Origin of the sequence: Peiella sedimenti, from assembly GCF_030504955.1 — a bacterium.
GTDB lineage: Bacteria > Pseudomonadota > Alphaproteobacteria > Caulobacterales > Caulobacteraceae > Brevundimonas > Brevundimonas sedimenti.
This window is the reverse complement of sequence record NZ_JAUKTR010000003.1, coordinates 382,770-398,636: the sequence shown is the minus strand read 5'-3', so window position 1 is coordinate 398,636 and position 15,867 is coordinate 382,770. Positions and strand designations below refer to the sequence as shown.

Sequence of the window (15,867 nt, the reverse complement as noted above, 5' to 3'; positions counted from 1 at the left end):
GCACCGAACGCTGAAATCTTTCTGCAATGCAGGATCGGTCTGATCCCGGCGCGGCCGATCTTTAGGCCCCTGCATTTTGGAGGAGAGCGACATGCGCCCCTTGATCTTGATCTCCCTGCTGGCCGTGGCCGGCCCCGTCCTGGCCGATACCGCCCAGGACGGACAAGAACGCCGCGTGGAGCGCGTCATCATCAACGGCGAGGAGGTCGACGGCGAGGCCAATCCGCTGGACGCCAACGGCGACGGCCGCATCACGCGAGACGAGTTCCTGGCCATGCACCAGCGCCGCTGGGACCAGCTGGACAGCGACCATGACGGCGCGGTCGACGCCGGCGCCCTGCGCGGCCATCGCATGCGCGTACCCGGACCGATGGCGCCCCGCGCGCCGATGATGTTCCGCCACCGCATGCCCGAGGGCGCGCCGGGCGAGCACAACGTCATCGTCATGCGTCACCGCGACGGCGACCCCGTGGTGATAGACGGCGACGGCCCTGGCCGCCACGACCTCCGGATCATCCGCCGCGGCCGCGAGGACATGGACGCGAACAACGACGGGCGTATCTCGCTGGAAGAGTTCACCGCCCCCATGCGCGAGCACTTCCAGGCCATGGACAGCGACAGCGACGGCTTCCTCGAGGAAGGCGAGCACATGGCTCCGCCCGCGCCGCCGGCCCCTCCGGCCCCTCCGGCGCCCCCCGCCCCGCCGCGCCCGCCGCGGGGCTAGGCCTCAGCGGCTCCCCCTGCCGCGCGGGAGGGGGAGCCGGCCCTTCACCGGGCCATCTTTTCGATCAGGGCCATGGCGGCGGCCGGGTTGCGCACCTTGGCGCCCGAGATGAAGTAGCAGAACACGTCCCCGTTCCCGGCCCAGCCGCGCGTGCGGGCCGCCACGGCGTCCAGGTCCTCATCGGTCAGGCCGGTCTCAAGATCCTCCCGGCTCGACATGATGCGGGCATAGGTGAAGTCTGTCGTTCGCCGGTCGATCCGCGGCCATTCGGGCGCCTCGTCGTCCTCGGCGTAGACGATGGCGCAGCCGTATTTTTCGGCCAGGGCGTAGAAGGCTTCGTCGCAGAAGCTGGGGTGACGCACCTCCAGCGCATGGCGCAGGCGAACACCGTCGCGCTCCGGCGGCAGCAGCTTGAGGAAGCCCTCGAAATCCACGGGATCGAACTTCTTCGTGCCCATGAACTGCCAGTTGATGGGCCCCAGCTTGTCGCCCAGCAGGGTCAGGCCCTGATCCAGGAAACGCCCCATGCTCTCGCCCATATCCGAGAGCGCCTTGCGGTTGGTGCAATAGCGGCTGGCCTTGACCGAAAAGACGAAGCCGTCGGGCGTCTCGTCGCGCCACTTCATCCAGCTGTCTGGCTTGAAGGTGGAATAATAGGTGCCGTTGATCTCGATGGAGGTCAGCTGCCGGCTGGCGAACTCCAGCTCGCGTTTCTGCGCCAGGCCCTCGGGGTAGAAGACCCCGCGCCAGGGCTCATAGGTCCAGCCGCCGACGCCGATATGAATCCTGCCGGTCATGGTTCCTCCACGCGCCGTCCCTTGATAGGCGACACGGGACCTTCGGCCTAGAGGACGACCATCGCGGACGTGTGAACTAGAGGGCCCTACTGGCGGCGGGGCGCGCGCTTCCGACAGGCCCCCACACCGACACCCGCGTGCCCGGTTTGCCGTCCGATAGCATTACTCGCGCCTGCAACTGGGCGGCCAGGGCCTGAACGATGCTGGTGCCCAGTCCCGCCTTGGCTTCATCGCCGCCGCCTGAGGCGGGCATGCCCACGCCGTTGTCGGCGACCGACAGGGTCCAGCCCTTGGGCGCGTCGTGATAAGCCACGGTGATCCGGCCTTTGCGCCGTCCGGGAAAGGCGTGCTTCAGGGCGTTGATGACCAGTTCGGTGACGATCAGCCCCAGGCTGACCGAGATTTCTGCGCTGGTCTCGCTGTCATCGACGTCCACGCCGATCGACAGCCGTCCGGGGTCCTGGATCATTGACGCGCCCAGACTCTTGCACAGCTGGGTGAAATAGGGCTGCAGTTCGACCTGGCCGGTCTGGGTCACGGCCAGCTGTTGCTGCACCGAGGCGATGGACATGACCCGGTTATGGGCGTCGCGCAGGTGAATGCGTGACTCTTCAGACTGCACCTTGCGGGCGCTCTGCATGAGCACGCTGGCGATGATCTGCAGGCTGTTGGCGACCCGGTGCTGAACCTCCTGAAGCAGGACGGCCTTTTCGCGCAGCAGTTCATCCTTCAGCCGGTCGGCCAGCCGCGCGTCGGTCACGTCCAGCACCGCCACGACCAGCCGCACATGATCAGCATCGCCATAGTCCAGCCGTTTGACGTTCAGGACCAGACGGCGGGTTTCGCGCCCGGCGCAAACCAGGTCCATCTCGTAGGCGTCGATGTCGGCGTCGCCCCTGGCGGTCGCCTCCAGGAGGGCGCGCAGTTGCGGCACGTCCCATTCGCCGCCACCCAGGGCGAACAGCTGCTGCCCGGCGACGCGGTCTGCGCCAGTGTCGAAGGACTCGCAGAACGACCGGCTGGCCGCGATCAGCGTCAGGTCGCCGTCCAGCAGCAGCAGGGGGGCGCTCGACGCCGCCACAAGGGCCAGCGACAGGTTCAGCGATGCATCAGGGTTCAGCGTAACAGGGGCAGCCATGGAAAGGCCGATCTTGAGAACCGGAGGCGCTCCGAAAGCGGAGGGCCATACCCGTTGGGCGTGGTTCAGGCGGCCCGTCCCCTACCCCGGCGAAGGACCAGGGCGCACCCTAGCACAATGGGGCGCGGGATGTGGATTATTCGGGTGGGGGATGGAGAGGGCCGCCTCGCTTTCGTCCCGTTCAGCGGCCAGACACCCCGCACTCCCGCCCGTGCGGGTCGCCACGGCGATGTAGATCCCGCCGGTCATGACGGCCTCCTGCTCCCCGTTGCCCTCGTGGACTGGCTAGCCCTGGAGCGGGTGGCGGGGAAGCGCGCCGCTAGTTCGGCCAGACGTCGATGGTCAACAAATCCTCGTACCGGCCGGACATCTGACCTTGGATCGGCCCGAGGGTGAAATCCAGCGGAAGCGAGACGCCGGCGAGGGTCCGCGGAGGATCGACCAGCCGCATCCAGTCCCGGGTCAGGTCGACCGGTTCACCGTCCAGCTCGAGCTGGTAGGCGACCTCGGTTCCCGCCTCTCCCATCTCCACGTGCCGCATGACGCCCCGATGCGCCGATCTGACGGACAGGGTGGATTCCGCATTGGCGCGAACCTGGACGAAGACCCGCTTCGTGGCCCCGCTTTCAGCCACGCCGAAGTCGACGGTCTCCACGGATGAACCTGACCCAAAGGCGCCGGCCGAGCCGGCGATGTTCACCTGGGCCCGCGGCATGGACTGCAGGATCAGGCGCAGCGGGAGCTGGGCGGCGGCGGCCGTTCCGTCACCCTCCAGAACCTCCAGACGCAGATCGGCCTGATGCTCGCCCGCAGGGACGATCCCTTCGCTGATGACCAAGGCGTCGATCTCTGCGCGAGCCGACTGGTTCCCTGGGACGCCCAGCAAGAAGACGCCGGGATCGAGGTCGCGCCGAAGCACGCCCGAGCTCTCGCGCGGCCGAAACTCCACCGTCGAGGGCCCGACCTCGACCGTCGGCCTGGTATCGCCGACCTCGTCTATGAACCGGAGACGAAGCTCGCAGGCCTCGTCCGAGCGGTTCTCGAACTGCACGTTCAAGGGACCGCTGGAGGGGCCTGGACCGAAAGGCTCATAGTCAATCCGAACCGCCTCAGGGGCTTGCACGACCAGATCACACGCCCCGGCCGGAGATAGACAGAGGCCAAGAGCCAGACCCACGGCTAGGCCCCCGATCCTAAGGGGTGGATGCGCGAATTTCGCCGACATTGACGACTCCTTCCTGATCCTCGCGAATGGTGAACTCCGCTATGGCCGCGCCCCGGACGATCAACCGGTAGCGGCCCGGCGCGAGGCCATCGCCCACGAAGCGTCCGGAGCGATTGGTGAAGAACGGGCGTGGCTCCTCGCCGGGGCTGGCGTCCACCGACTGAATCGCGCCGCTGATCAGCGCCATGGGTCCGTCCTGGTCAGTCAGGACCCCGATCACGGTGCGCGAGGCGTCGCTGCCGACCACCATGTGATAGCCGCTGCCGTAGCCCGGAAAGGCCGAGAGGACGCCCGCGCCCAGGTCGTAGCCCTGCGGCAGCGGCTCGACGGCGACCACAAACCGATTGACGCCGTAGGCCCGGCTGATCGGGGCCAGAGCCGGGCCGAACCAGCCGGCGCGGGCAATCGCCTGCCCGCCCCCATCGGTCAGGGCCAGGGACGACTCCTTGAGGGACGCGTGTCGGCTCGCAATGACGAAGCCTTCAGGAGACTGGCGGCCGAGCGCGAACGCGCCGCCGGCGTATCCGAAGAAGGACGAGATCCGCCAGAGGGACTCCTGCAGCGGCTCTCCCCCGGGCTCGTTGCGGACCAGGCGGTTGGTGACCAGCTGCGCGTCGAAGCGATTGTTGATGTAGCGGACGTCGGCGGAGAGCGACTGCTGCTTGCGGTCTTCCCCAAACCTCACCGTGCCGCTGATGTCGTTGAGCCGTCCGGTCGGCGCGCGGGACAGGCTGATCTCGCGGGCCCGGTCCTGGCGCTCGTATCGGGCCGCGCCGGTCCAGCGGCCGCCGAAGCGGGCCGTCAGCGACACCCCCACGCGCGTCTCGCTAGGCCGGTCATCGCTGAAGGCCCGCCATCCCAGGTTCAGGTTGACCGCGAAGCGTTCGAAGCTTCGCCCCAGGCCCAGCGTCAGGTCGGATTGGTGGGGATGACCGTCCCGCCCTCTGGCGTAGGCTGCGCCGAGATTGAGCGAATAGTCGCCACGGCGCAGCACGGACTGGGCCGCGGCGCGCCATCGTTCCCGGTTTGAGGGCCGATCCGCGAAGGGGGACTGAAAATCCCGGCTCTTGGCTTGCAGGGAGAGGATGAGGCGGGCGTCCACCTCGTCGAGGATCACCCCCTCGCGCAGATAATCGATCGACGCCGCAAGACCCGAACGGCCGTCCGGCCCTCCGTGGCTCGCTGCCGCGGCCACCTGCAACAGGCCCAGCGGAGCGCCCCAGGTGGCCAGGAAGCCGGCCTGAACCAGCTCGTCGGTCAGCTGTGCGTTGGCTCCCACCGTCAGGACGTCGCTGACCCCCTTGCGCACGAATCCCGACAAGCCAGGTGTGGAGCCGTACTCGAACGGGCCGCCCTCCTCCAGAACCCCCGCCGAGACCCCGAAATCGACCACGCCGGGATCCAGCAGGCCGGCCCCCCCGAAGAGATCGAAGACCGCGATCTCCCGGCGTCCGGAGTCGTCCTCGACGAGCAGGCGGACGAGATTGGGGCCCTGGGCGAACGGGAAATCCGCCAGGGAATAGGGGCCCGCGTCGAGCTGCAGCCGCTGGACGACCACGCCGTTCACCTCCACCTCCACGAAGGACGGACGATCGAGAATGAACTCCCGCCGACCCGACGGCCGAATGTTCTGGAAGGGGCGAATGGTCGAATAGGCGCGGGCCGCCGACACGCCGAGGAAGCGCCGCGATCCCTGGAAGCTCTCGATGGGGGGTGAGAACTCCCCGGCGGTTACACGCACGGCCGAGGCGAAGATATCCTTCGTCAATCGCACCTCCCTGCGCCGCCACCTGTCGTCTGGAGACGAGCCGTCGTAGTCGGCGCCGGCAGTGAGGGTGACGCCCTCGAATCCGCCCCAGTTGGCGAACATGTCCACCCCGGCCTGTAGGGGCGAGAAGGTGTCGCTCTGGTGCGAAAAGCGCTGGGAGAGGCTGAAGTTGGCGCCAGCGGCGAACTCCGCCGGCTGGTCGAAGCTGGCGGGGTCCACGACCTCGGGGTCGGAGAAGCTCACATGGCGGCGGGCCCGCGCCGTGGGCGCGAGCGTCGCGTTGAATGTCAGGGCCAAGGGGTCGAACGTCAGGTCAAAGGCCTCGGACCCGAGCTCCGCAAGGGCGATGCGGTCACGCCCAAGTATACGGGAGCGCAGATCGTCGAGGAGGCTGGGGCTCACCAGGGGCTCGAGCAGGGTCATCAGCCGGTCGGCGTCGACCACGCCGTCCCCATCGCCGCTCACCGCGCCACTGATGTCGCCGAGATAGCGCCTGTCCAGCAGGAGGGGGCCCTGGATGGGCGCCAGCACCGGGGTCGGCCGCGTAACAGGCGCCTGCGCCTGCGCCGCCGCCAGGGCCGGAGCCGTTCCCTCCAGCGGGGCGGCCATTGGGGCGTGATCGCCGCCCGCCGTGGTCATGGGCAGGTCGAAGGCGGGGATGTCCGAGACGGCGCAGAAGGCGGCCCCGGCCGAGGCTACCGCCAGACCGCCGCCGAGGCACAGGATCGCGCCCGTGCGGCGGCGGCTGGCGGCGCCCAGGCGGGCGCGGCGTCCAATTGGGGGGACAGACACAGCAACCGCCTAGCTCAACTCGATCGAGGCCGTGACCTCCTGGCCGATGCCGGGGACCAGCGCGGCGGGAACGCGGATGTTGCGCCGGGCGCCTCCGGGCAGTGCGCTCACCTGCCCCACATCGACGTCCTCGGCCCGGACCGGAAACTGCCGGCCGTCGGACGAGGTCAGCGCGTAGCGGGCCTCGCGCAGCGACGCGAAACCCACCCCCTGATTCTCAACGCTGATCAGCACGTCCCCGTTCTCCGCCTTTCGGGTCGAGAGGACGTGCAGGGACGGCCGCGCCCCCGCGGGCGCCAGAAGGACATGCGTATTGACGTTGAAGGCGACCTGGATCGCGGCGCCCGAGGCGCTGTTCTCTTCGGAAGAGAACGTGATCGGCAACTGCCCGACGCGCACCAGATACATGCGCGGCGTCGGGTCGGGCGGACCCACATAGCGCACCTGGACGACCTGCTCCCGGTTCGGCGGGATCACCGACTGGGGGGGGAAGATGGCCAGGTCATCGACCTCTTCACTTAGGGAACGCCGGCCGTTCTCATCGACCTCCATGAGGAAGGCCTGGATCTCCACCGTGATCGGTTGATCGTCGGTGTTCCGGACCCTGAGCCGGTAGCCGGAGCTCGCGCCGGATGGGGTGATGTGCTGGACCATCGGATTCACGTCGATGGCCGTAGCGGGCTGGACCGCGGACCAGCACAGGACGCTGGCGGCGGCGAAGGCGATCACTCGATTCTTGCGCATAATGTTTTCCCCCAATTGAGAACCATCTGGCCGGATCGGGCCGAAAAGCGGGGGCCGCTCCCCCGAGGGAGCGGCCCCTAAGCGCCCGGCGGTTAGGCCGGGTCGAGATCGAACTTGAAGGTCTCCGAGTAGGTGCCCGCCGGAGCTTCAGACGCACCGGGTCCCGAGGGAGCCGCAGCGCAGCCGCTCGATCCGGGGGTCGTGTCGCCAGCGGTGCCGCCCAGGCCAGGGCCGCCCGGGACGCCGTAGCAGAGGTTCAGGAACAGATCGGCGAAGATGCCGTCCGCCAGTTGCTCGCTATAGCCGCCCGAGTTCGTGACGACCTGCCAGTTGGTCGGGAAGGTGTCCTGGGGGGCGAACCCGAGGGCGGGGATCGCCGGGACCACCAGCTCCCAATCGTAGTTGATCAGGACGCCGCCGGCCGACTTCAGGTCGCCGTTGACCGCGGTCGAGGTCAGCCGCGCGCCGGTCGGCGCGTTGCAGGACATGCGCAGGGTGGTGACCTTCTGACGGACGCCGTTGGCGACGGCCACGTTGCTGCCGGCGACGTTGGCCAGACCGATCGAACAGTAGTTCTCGACCGTCGTGGTCACGACCAGCTGGGTGTCCTGAGCCTGAGCGGCGGCAGGGATGACCATGAGCGCGGCGGCCGCGGCGGCCGCACTGAGCATAAGATGACGCATTGAACCCTCCAGAGATTAAGCGGCACACCAAACCATTTTGATGCTTGCTCGCATCAGGCTTGTGCCTGATTTCTACTGGGTAACACGCCGACTTAGCGCCCTTCATCCCCTTCATTAGCAGTCATCTTTGCCCGTTAATATTGATTAACGGTGTTCTATAGGAACGTGCAGGACGTTCTGATCATTCCATTCAGGCCGCGAACGTTCATTTTCGCGTACAGATCTCTCAGATGCGCCCGCACCGTGTGCTCCGATATTCTCAGCGCCGTGGCTACGGATTTGGGGCACCCACCGGTCAGCAGGCCGTAGAGCACGTCGGTCTCTGATGTCGTCAGATGAAAGGCCGAGCCTATGGCCTCCATGGCCTCGACCGAGGGGCTCGCCTCCGCCTTCACGGACACGATGACGAGGCTTCCGTCCTGGACGCCGTGGAGGGTGGCGCCGACCCAACCGCCGTGTCGCTGACGCAAAACGAGGCGGGACTGGCCGCCCCTTCCCACGACCGCGCGGACGGCGGCGAGAAAGTCGGAATCACAGCCCGATGAACCGAAGCTGAGAACGCCTGAACCATTGGCGAGCAGTCGCCCGTCGTTGATCAGTTCAGTTCCCGCGGGATTGGCGCAGACCAGCCGCCCGCCTTCATCCACCACGAAAAGGGGTGTGGGATCCAGTGCGAACCAGCTGTCCGCCGGGCTGTTGATGTTCATTCGGCGCGCTGCGGCGACATCTTGAGGCGCCGCCTGGACCCTGGCGGTCCCCGTCGTCGGAAGGCGACCCGGCGCCGGCGCCACGGGTCGCCCGCGGGCCCGGAAGTTATCCACGCTCATCATGATGCCCCCCTTCATCGGGTTGAGCTCGACGCGGAACCAAGGCCACAGAAAAGGACCATTGTGGCCTATATTCAATCCCAGATTTAGTAGCCAATTCAGATAGGCCTTTGCATTGAAATGTTATTCTTAAGGCAGGCGAAAGGATCGACCCGCCACATTTCACAGGTGGTCAGGCCTTGCTCAAGATTTCCGCCCATGCTCCTTGCCACTGGATGCACTCTTCGCAGTTGATCAAAGTCAAAAATCACGATTTCAGAGGAAGATTTTTTCAGCAGTCGACCTGATCATTTGCACATCGGCCAATGGTCGCGAGTTAGTCGCTCGGGACGCGGCGGCGGTCATGCCGTCCCCGAGAGATCGACGGGCCAAAAAACCCCCCCGAATACAAGCTTTCGCCGGGCTGAGGCCAAGGACGACGATTTCAACCTGAAGTCGTTGAGCGGGGCGCCGGGCCTTCACGATCCGGCCTTGCCCGTGTGCGCCAATCGCGAGGCGTGTCCGGCGAGCCGGCACGGGCTCTGGGCGAAAGGCTCGCCTCGCTTTGGTCGGGATTTCGGGCTACAGACCCCGCCCCGCCCGTTTGGCGGAATGCGCGACGCCTGCGCCCTGGACCTGACTTCCCATGCCTTTTCCCGCCAGCCATCCCGCGCTCGACCGCGCGCTGTCCGAACGCGGCTATGCCGAGCCCACGCCCGTGCAGGCCGCGGTGCTGGAGGCCGAAAGCGGCCGCGACCTCCTGGTCAGCGCCCAGACCGGATCAGGCAAGACGGTGGCTTTCGGCCTGGCCCTGGCCGGCACCCTCCTGGGCGAGGCGGAGCGCGTCAGCGACAACGCCGCGCCCCAAGCCCTGATCATCGCCCCGACGCGGGAGCTGGCGCTGCAGGTCTCCAAGGAGCTGGAGTGGCTGTACGCCAAGGCCGGCGCCCGCATCGCCACCTGCGTCGGCGGTATGGACCCGCGCGCCGAACGCCGCAGCCTGGAACGCGGCGCCGCCATCGTGGTGGGCACGCCCGGGCGCCTGCGCGACCACATCACCCGCGACGCCCTGGACCTGTCCCAGCTGAAGGCCGTGGTGCTGGATGAGGCCGACGAGATGCTGGACATGGGCTTCGCCGAAGACCTGACCTTCATACTCGACGCCGCGCCCGCCGAGCGGCGCACCCTGCTGTTCTCGGCCACCATCGCCCCGGACATCGCCCGGCTGGCCAAGACCTATCAGCGCGACGCGGTTCGCATCGACACCACCCGGCGCGACCAGCCGCACGGCGACATCGAGTACCGCGCCATCCGCGTGGCCCCGCACGAGGTCGAACACGGCGTGGTCAATGTGCTGCGCTATTTCGAAAGCCCCGGCGCCCTCGTTTTCGCCAACACGCGTGAGCGGGTGAAGCACCTGACGGCCAGCTTGCGCGAGCGCGGCTTCTCGGTCGTCGGCCTGTCGGGCGAGCTGACGCAGGGCCAGAGGTCCGAGGCGCTGCAGGCCCTGCGCGACGGCCATGCGCGCGTGTGCGTGGCCACCGACGTGGCGGCGCGGGGGCTGGATCTGCCCGACCTGGGCCTGGTCATCCATGCCGAGATACCCGTGAACAAGGCGACCCTGCTGCACCGTTCGGGCCGCACCGGTCGGGCGGGCAAGAAGGGCGTGTCCGTCCTGATGGTCAGCCATACCCGCCGCCGCAAGGTGGAGCTGATGCTGCATTCGGCCGCCATCAAGGCCGAGTGGTCGGGCCCGCCCTCGGCGGACTCGATCCGGGCGAAGGACCGGGAGCGCATGCTGTCCGATCCCCTGCTGACCGCCCCCGCCGACGAGGAGGCGCTGGAGCTGGGCCGGGCCCTGCTTGAGCGCTCCACGCCGGAGCAGGTGGCCGCCGCCCTGATCCGGCTTTACCAGCAGAAGCTGCCGCCCCCCGAGGACGTGCAGGACGACGAGCGCATGGCCCGCGCCCAGGCGTCCGGCCGCAACGACAAGGGCCAGAGGGACGGGCCGCTGAGCGACTATGCGCGCGGCGGCGACATGGCCTGGTTCCAGATCAACATCGGCCGCGAGAAGAACGCCGATCCCAAGTGGCTGCTGCCGCTGATCTGCCGCCTGGGCCATGTGACCAAGCGCGACGTGGGCTCCATCAAGATCTTCGGACGCGAGACCAAGTTCGAGATCACGAAGGAGGCGGAAGGCAAGTTCCTGGCCGCCATCGCTCGCCCCAATGAAGACGGCGTGGTCATCACCTCGGCCGTCGCGCCGGCGCCGGGCGAGAAGAGCATGCGCCGCTGGGACAAGCCCGAGGGCAAGCCAAGGCCGCCATTCAAGGCTCGGCCGGACCAGCCGCGCGCCGAGAAGGCGCCCTTCAAGCCGCGGCCGGATCGGGACGATGCGCCCGCCCGCCCGAAGAAGCCTGGCTTCAAGCCACGCCCTGACCAGGCGGAAGCCAAGCCCTGGGCCAAGTCCGCTAAGCCGGATCGGCCCTCAAAGGGGCCCGGCAAGCCGGCGGGAAAGCCCTTCGCCAAGCCGAAATGGGCCAAGCGCAAGGCTGACAGCCGGTAGGTGTTCACCCTTCTAAAAACCGCCTCGGGGGTGGAGGCGGGCAAACTCGGCTGTTAGCCTCCGCCGCCATGGAAACCGCAGCGCTCATCTCCATCGGCATCTACTTCCTGGCCATGCTGGCCATCGGCCTGTTCTCGTACAGGACCGCCAACCAGGACCTGGCCGGCTATGTGCTGGGCGGGCGAAAGCTGGGCCCGGCGGTCACGGCCCTGTCGGCCGGCGCCTCGGACATGAGCGGCTGGCTGATGATGGGGCTTCCGGGCGCGCTCTATGCGTCGGGACTGTCCCAGGCGTGGATCGCCATCGGCCTGTTCGCCGGCGCCTTCGCCAACTATCGCCTCGTGGCGCCGCGCCTGCGCGTTCACACCGAGGTCGCGGACGACGCCGTCACCATCCCCGACTTCTTCGAGAAGCGCTTCAAGGATCGCTCGCGCCTGCTGCGCGTGATCTCGTCCTTGGTCATCGTTGTCTTCTTCACCCTCTACACCTCCAGCGGCCTGGTGGCGGGCGGCAAGCTGTTCGACAGCGCCTTCGGCATTCCCTACGCCTGGGGCCTGTGGGTCACGGCGGGCGTGGTGGTGGCCTACACCTTCGTCGGCGGCTTCATGGCCGTCAGCCTGACCGACTTCGTCCAGGGCTGCATCATGTTCCTGGCCCTGATCCTGGTGCCCATCGTGGCGCTCAGCCAGTCCGGCGGGGTCGGAGAGGCGACGGCGACCCTGAACGCGCTGAACCCCGAACTGCTCAACCTGTTCAGCGGGGCCACCGTGCTGGGCGTCATTTCGGCCCTGGCCTGGGGGCTGGGCTATTTCGGCCAGCCGCACATCATCGTGCGCTTCATGGCCCTGCGCTCGGTCAGGGACGTGCCCACGACCACCGCCATCGGCATGAGCTGGATGGGCGTCAGCCTCATCGGCGCCCTGGCCACGGGCCTGGCGGGCCTCGTCTATGCGACGAAGAACGGCCTGTCCGTCACGGACCCTGAGACCATCTTCATCATCCTGTCGGACGTGCTGTTCCACCCGCTGATCTCGGGCTTCCTACTGGCGGCCATCCTGGCGGCCATCATGAGCACCATCTCCTCGCAGCTTCTGGTGTCGTCCAGTTCGCTGACCGAGGACTTCTACGGGACCTTCCTGCGCCGCAGCGCCAGCCAGAAGGAGCTGGTGCTGGTCGGGCGTCTGTGCGTGGCCGTGGTCGCCCTCGTGGCGGGGTTCATGGCCATCGATCCGGAAAGCACCATCCTGGGCCTGGTCTCGAACGCCTGGGCCGGCTTCGGCGCCGCCTTCGGCCCCATCATCCTGCTCAGCCTGATGTGGCGCAGGCTGACGCGGAACGGCGCCCTGCTGGGCATGATCGCCGGGGCCGCCACGGTGCTGGTGTGGATCTACGCGCCGCTAGGTCCCGACGGCGGATCGCTGTCGCCGGTGCTGTACGAGATCGTGCCCGGGTTCCTGGCCTGCCTGATCGTGGCGGTCGTGGTCAGCCTGATCGACCGCAAGCCGTCAGAGATGGTGCTGGCCGATTTCGACCGCGCCCAGGAACTGCGAAGAGCCGGCTAGCGACCCTCAGATCGGCATGCGCATGATTTCCTGGTAGGCCTGGATCACCTGATCGCGCACGGCCATCACCGTCTCCAGCGAGGCCTCGGCCGAAGCCACTGAGGTGACCACGTCGATCAGCTCCGCGCGTCCGGCCGCATGCGCCTGCATCTGGGTCTCGGCGGCCCGGGTGGACTGGGCGGCCTGCTCCATGCCCGCCTTCAGCAGGTCGGCGAAGCCGCCCGCCTCTCCAGCAGGCGAGGCGCCGTTCGTGGGGGCCGCATTGCCCGCCGCGGCGGCGTAGGCGCGGGCGGCCATCAGGGCGTTCATCACCTAGCCTCCTATCGCTTGAGCAGGTCGAGGGTGCGCTGCTCCATGGCGCGCGCCGTCTCGACCACGTTGAGGTTGGCTTCGTAGGCGCGCTGCGCCTCGCGCATGTCCATGGACTCGATCAACGATTCCACGTTCGGCCTCAGCACATAGCCCTCGGCGTCCGCCGCCGGGTGCGAGGGGTCGTACTCGCGCTTGAAGTCCGAGGGGTCGGCCCGCACCTCGGCCAGGGCCACGCCGGTGGCGCCGTCGATCTGGCGGGTGGTCAGGACGGGCACCTGACGGCGGTAGGGATCGCCGCCCGGCGTGCGCGCGGTGGACTCGGCGTTGGCGATGTTCTCGGCGATCACCCGCATGCGTGACTGCTGGGCGCGCAGAGCGCTGGCGGCCACGGCCATGGCGGAGTTGCGGGGCGGAACGGGATCTGTCGGCATTCAGGCGTCCTTCCTCAGCGGCCCGGCGGGCGCGCCGCCATGCGCAGCATGGCCAGCGATTTCTGGTAGAAGCCGATGGCGGCGTCATAGGCCATGCGGCTCTCGGCCATGCGCAGCATCTGCTCTTCAAGCACCACCGAGTTGCCGTCGAGGGTGGTTTCCGAATCAGGCGTCCGCACCACCTCTGCCGCGGCCGCGGCAGGACGGCCCGCCGGGGCGATGTGGCTGGTCGAGGTGCGCGCCAGCGTTGTCCCCGCGCGGGGACCGTTCAGCATCTGGGCGAAGTCGCTGGGCCTGGCCAAGTCGCGCGCCGCATAGCCCGGGGTGTCGGCGTTGGCCACGTTCTCGGCCGTCACGCGCTGGCGCTGGTCCAGCCAGCTGAGGCGGTCGCGCAGCTGCGCGAACAGCGGAATGTCATCCAGGCGCACGGCGGCGATCCTTCCCTTCGGACTGGGAAGAAAATGCCGCCCGCATGGTTAACGGACCCTTGCCTCAACGCCGCGTTAACCGATGCCGTTAACCATGTTCACTGGACGCGAGGGTGCGTCCGCTGACCGCCGGCGCGTTTCCCATGAACTTCCTCACCCTGCTCCAGGCGGTGTTCAGTCTGGCCCTGACGCTGGGGATCATCCTGCTTGTGGCCTGGGGCATGCGCCGCTACGCGCCCGGGCTTCTGGCCCGCTTCCAGGCCGAACGCGGCGAGCGCCGACTGAAGGTGGTCGAGACCCTGGTGCTGGACCCCACCCGTCGCCTGGTGCTGGTCAAGGTCGACGATCAGGAGCGGCTGGTGCTGTTGGGCGAGGGCCGCGAACTCGATCCGGTCGAGGCGCCGCGCCGATGACCCGCCTGCTCAAGCTGCCCACCAAGGCCGAACTCAAGCGCGCCGCCCTTCTGTCGCTGGTCTGCGTCGTGGCCAGCTGGATCTTTCCCCTCGCCGCCTTCGCCCAGGATGCGGCCCAGGGCGCGGGCCCGGCCGTCAACATCAACCTGGGCACCGGCGCCGGCCTAACCGAGCGCGTGGTCCAGTTGGTCGGGCTGATGACGGTGCTGTCCCTGGCGCCGTCCATCGTCATCATGACCACCAGCTTCGTGCGCATCGTGGTGGTGCTGTCGTTGCTGCGCACGGCTCTCGGTCTGCAGCAGAGCCCGCCCAACGCGGTGCTGATCTCGCTGGCCCTGTTCCTGTCGGCCCTGGTCATGGCGCCGACCTGGCAGGACGCCTACGATTCGGGCGTGCGGCCCCTGCTCGACCAGCAGATGGAGCTGCCCCAGGCCTTCGACGCGGCGTCCGAGCCGGTCAAAACCTTCATGCTCAGCCAGGTGGGCGAGGCGGACCTGGCCCTGTTCACGCGGCTGGCCGACCTGGATCAGCAGCCCCAGTCGGCCCAGGACCTGCCCCTGCGCGTGGTCACGCCCGCCTTCATGATATCGGAGCTCAAACGCGCCTTCGAGATCGGCTTCTACCTGTTCCTGCCCTTCCTGGTGATCGACCTCGTGGTGGCCAGCGTGCTGATGAGCATGGGCATGATGATGCTGCCGCCGGTGGTGGTGTCCCTGCCCTTCAAGCTCATCTTCTTCGTCCTGGTGGACGGCTGGCGCCTGGTGGCCGGCTCCCTGGTCGAGAGCTTCCAGAGGGCGTCCGGCACAGGCTAGGCTCTTTAGACATGAGCCAGGTCCACATCGTTCTTCTGCGCGGCGTCAACGTGGGCGGGCGGCCCCTGCCCATGGCGGACCTCAGGGCCTGGGCCAAGGGTCTGGGCTTCAGCAACGCGCGCACCCTGATCGCCAGCGGCAACCTGATCATGGAGGGCGGCGCCTCATCCGGCGCCGATCTCGAGACCCTGCTGGAACGCGAGGCCGTGACCGGGCTGAATCTGAAGACGGCCTTCTTCGTGCGCACGCCCCAGGAATGGCGCGCCATGATCGAGACCAATCCCTTCCCGGCTGAAGCCGAAGAGCACCCCGCCAAGCTCATCGCCCACCTGACGAAGGAGACGGTCCCGGCCGCCGCCTTGAAGACCCTACGCGAGGCCATCACGGGCCCCGAGCGCGTCGAGGCCGGAAAGCGCGTCCTCTACATCGACTTCCCCGAGGGCCAGGGCCGCTCGACCCTCGACCGCGACTGGGCCAGGACAAAGGCCGCCCCGCTGGGCACCTCGCGCAACTGGAACACCGTGCTGAAGATTCTCAAGGCGGTGGAAGGCTAGGAGTCTCACCTGCTCACCCCCAGTTGCGCCGCTGGGGTGAACCGTGTATCTAGCCGCGCTCTTGATTTGACGGGTTCCCGTCCCGCCGCGCGCGGCGTTGCGCGGCGGTTTT

16 protein-coding genes are annotated in these 15,867 nt (G+C 68.0%); 6 read left to right on the top strand and 10 right to left on the bottom strand.

The window, feature by feature from the left end; genetic code table 11:
• Window positions 1-91: 91 nt before the first annotated feature.
• Complete coding sequence (locus Q0812_RS09390) at window positions 92-724, top strand: EF-hand domain-containing protein (RefSeq protein WP_302110063.1); 633 nt, start codon at window positions 92-94, stop codon at window positions 722-724.
• Between the two features lie 44 nt (window positions 725-768).
• Here Q0812_RS09390 and Q0812_RS09385 read toward each other — a convergent pair whose 3' ends face one another.
• The 7 genes from Q0812_RS09385 to Q0812_RS09355 all read right to left on the bottom strand — a co-directional run bounded on the left by Q0812_RS09385 (window position 769) and on the right by Q0812_RS09355 (window position 8,578).
• On the bottom strand, window positions 769-1,521 hold the full coding sequence (locus Q0812_RS09385; protein ID WP_302110062.1) for a DUF72 domain-containing protein: 753 nt from the start codon (window positions 1,519-1,521) through the stop codon (window positions 769-771).
• A 76-nt stretch (window positions 1,522-1,597) separates the two neighbouring features.
• On the bottom strand, window positions 1,598-2,659 hold the full coding sequence (locus tag Q0812_RS09380; RefSeq protein ID WP_302110061.1) for a sensor histidine kinase: 1,062 nt from the start codon (window positions 2,657-2,659) through the stop codon (window positions 1,598-1,600).
• 319 nt (window positions 2,660-2,978) lie between these two features.
• Window positions 2,979-3,716 (bottom strand): hypothetical protein, encoded by a 738-nt coding sequence (locus tag Q0812_RS09375; protein WP_302110060.1) that lies wholly within the window; start codon window positions 3,714-3,716, stop codon window positions 2,979-2,981.
• Window positions 3,717-3,852: 136 nt separating this feature from the next.
• Window positions 3,853-6,444, bottom strand: coding sequence for a hypothetical protein (locus Q0812_RS09370; RefSeq protein ID WP_302110059.1), 2,592 nt, complete (start codon window positions 6,442-6,444; stop codon window positions 3,853-3,855).
• A 9-nt stretch (window positions 6,445-6,453) separates the two neighbouring features.
• The gene (locus Q0812_RS09365; protein WP_302110058.1) at window positions 6,454-7,188 is read right to left on the bottom strand and encodes a fimbrial biogenesis chaperone; all 735 of its coding nucleotides are present in this window, start codon (window positions 7,186-7,188) and stop codon (window positions 6,454-6,456) included.
• A 92-nt stretch (window positions 7,189-7,280) separates the two neighbouring features.
• Window positions 7,281-7,871 carry a hypothetical protein gene (locus tag Q0812_RS09360; protein WP_302110057.1) on the bottom strand — a complete coding sequence of 197 codons (591 nt, stop codon included), beginning with the start codon at window positions 7,869-7,871 and terminating at the stop codon, window positions 7,281-7,283.
• 155 nt (window positions 7,872-8,026) lie between these two features.
• A complete protein-coding gene (locus tag Q0812_RS09355; RefSeq protein ID WP_302110056.1) occupies window positions 8,027-8,578 on the bottom strand; it encodes a helix-turn-helix transcriptional regulator in 552 nt (183 codons plus the stop codon).
• A gap of 745 nt (window positions 8,579-9,323) precedes the next feature.
• On the opposite strand from Q0812_RS09355, the gene Q0812_RS09350 reads away from it, so the two are divergent.
• Both Q0812_RS09350 and putP read left to right on the top strand, forming a co-directional pair.
• A complete protein-coding gene (locus Q0812_RS09350) occupies window positions 9,324-11,243 on the top strand; it encodes a DEAD/DEAH box helicase (protein ID WP_302110055.1) in 1,920 nt (639 codons plus the stop codon).
• 68 nt (window positions 11,244-11,311) lie between these two features.
• On the top strand, window positions 11,312-12,805 hold the full coding sequence (putP, locus tag Q0812_RS09345; protein WP_302110054.1) for a sodium/proline symporter PutP: 1,494 nt from the start codon (window positions 11,312-11,314) through the stop codon (window positions 12,803-12,805).
• A 6-nt stretch (window positions 12,806-12,811) separates the two neighbouring features.
• Here the strand turns inward: putP and fliE are convergent, their stop codons facing one another.
• From fliE to flgB, 3 genes are read right to left on the bottom strand one after another with little or no spacing between them, the layout of a single operon-like run.
• On the bottom strand, window positions 12,812-13,114 hold the full coding sequence (fliE, locus tag Q0812_RS09340; RefSeq protein ID WP_302110053.1) for a flagellar hook-basal body complex protein FliE: 303 nt from the start codon (window positions 13,112-13,114) through the stop codon (window positions 12,812-12,814).
• A gap of 11 nt (window positions 13,115-13,125) precedes the next feature.
• Window positions 13,126-13,512 carry a flagellar basal body rod protein FlgC gene (flgC, locus tag Q0812_RS09335; RefSeq protein ID WP_302110129.1) on the bottom strand — a complete coding sequence of 129 codons (387 nt, stop codon included), beginning with the start codon at window positions 13,510-13,512 and terminating at the stop codon, window positions 13,126-13,128.
• A 50-nt stretch (window positions 13,513-13,562) separates the two neighbouring features.
• Window positions 13,563-13,976: a flagellar basal body rod protein FlgB gene (flgB, locus tag Q0812_RS09330; protein ID WP_302110052.1), complete on the bottom strand. Its 414-nt coding sequence runs from the start codon at window positions 13,974-13,976 to the stop codon at window positions 13,563-13,565.
• Between the two features lie 143 nt (window positions 13,977-14,119).
• Between flgB and Q0812_RS09325 the strand changes: the two genes are divergently transcribed.
• Genes Q0812_RS09325 through Q0812_RS09315 form a run of 3 tightly spaced genes read left to right on the top strand, consistent with a single transcriptional unit; the run spans window position 14,120 to window position 15,755 of the window.
• Complete coding sequence (locus tag Q0812_RS09325; protein WP_302110128.1) at window positions 14,120-14,389, top strand: FliO/MopB family protein; 270 nt, start codon at window positions 14,120-14,122, stop codon at window positions 14,387-14,389.
• Window positions 14,386-15,201 (top strand): flagellar type III secretion system pore protein FliP, encoded by an 816-nt coding sequence (gene fliP, locus Q0812_RS09320; RefSeq protein ID WP_302110051.1) that lies wholly within the window; start codon window positions 14,386-14,388, stop codon window positions 15,199-15,201. Before Q0812_RS09325 ends, fliP begins: the two co-directional genes overlap by 4 nt.
• An 11-nt stretch (window positions 15,202-15,212) precedes the next feature.
• Window positions 15,213-15,755 (top strand): DUF1697 domain-containing protein, encoded by a 543-nt coding sequence (locus Q0812_RS09315; protein WP_302110050.1) that lies wholly within the window; start codon window positions 15,213-15,215, stop codon window positions 15,753-15,755.
• The last annotated feature ends 112 nt before the right edge of the window (window positions 15,756-15,867 follow it).

Coding starts and splice junctions, on each gene's coding strand:
- fliE (WP_302110053.1), bottom strand. CDS start 13,114: ATGAACGCCCTGATGGCCGCCCGCGCCTACGCCGCCGCGGCGGGCAAT.
- Q0812_RS09315 (WP_302110050.1), top strand. CDS start 15,213: ATGAGCCAGGTCCACATCGTTCTTCTGCGCGGCGTCAACGTGGGCGGG.
- Q0812_RS09390 (WP_302110063.1), top strand. CDS start 92: ATGCGCCCCTTGATCTTGATCTCCCTGCTGGCCGTGGCCGGCCCCGTC.
- Q0812_RS09355 (WP_302110056.1), bottom strand. CDS start 8,578: ATGAACATCAACAGCCCGGCGGACAGCTGGTTCGCACTGGATCCCACA.
- putP (WP_302110054.1), top strand. CDS start 11,312: ATGGAAACCGCAGCGCTCATCTCCATCGGCATCTACTTCCTGGCCATG.
- Q0812_RS09365 (WP_302110058.1), bottom strand. CDS start 7,188: ATGCGCAAGAATCGAGTGATCGCCTTCGCCGCCGCCAGCGTCCTGTGC.
- Q0812_RS09360 (WP_302110057.1), bottom strand. CDS start 7,871: ATGCGTCATCTTATGCTCAGTGCGGCCGCCGCGGCCGCCGCGCTCATG.
- fliP (WP_302110051.1), top strand. CDS start 14,386: ATGACCCGCCTGCTCAAGCTGCCCACCAAGGCCGAACTCAAGCGCGCC.
- flgC (WP_302110129.1), bottom strand. CDS start 13,512: ATGGCCGTGGCCGCCAGCGCTCTGCGCGCCCAGCAGTCACGCATGCGG.
- Q0812_RS09325 (WP_302110128.1), top strand. CDS start 14,120: ATGAACTTCCTCACCCTGCTCCAGGCGGTGTTCAGTCTGGCCCTGACG.
- Q0812_RS09385 (WP_302110062.1), bottom strand. CDS start 1,521: ATGACCGGCAGGATTCATATCGGCGTCGGCGGCTGGACCTATGAGCCC.
- Q0812_RS09380 (WP_302110061.1), bottom strand. CDS start 2,659: ATGGCTGCCCCTGTTACGCTGAACCCTGATGCATCGCTGAACCTGTCG.
- Q0812_RS09350 (WP_302110055.1), top strand. CDS start 9,324: ATGCCTTTTCCCGCCAGCCATCCCGCGCTCGACCGCGCGCTGTCCGAA.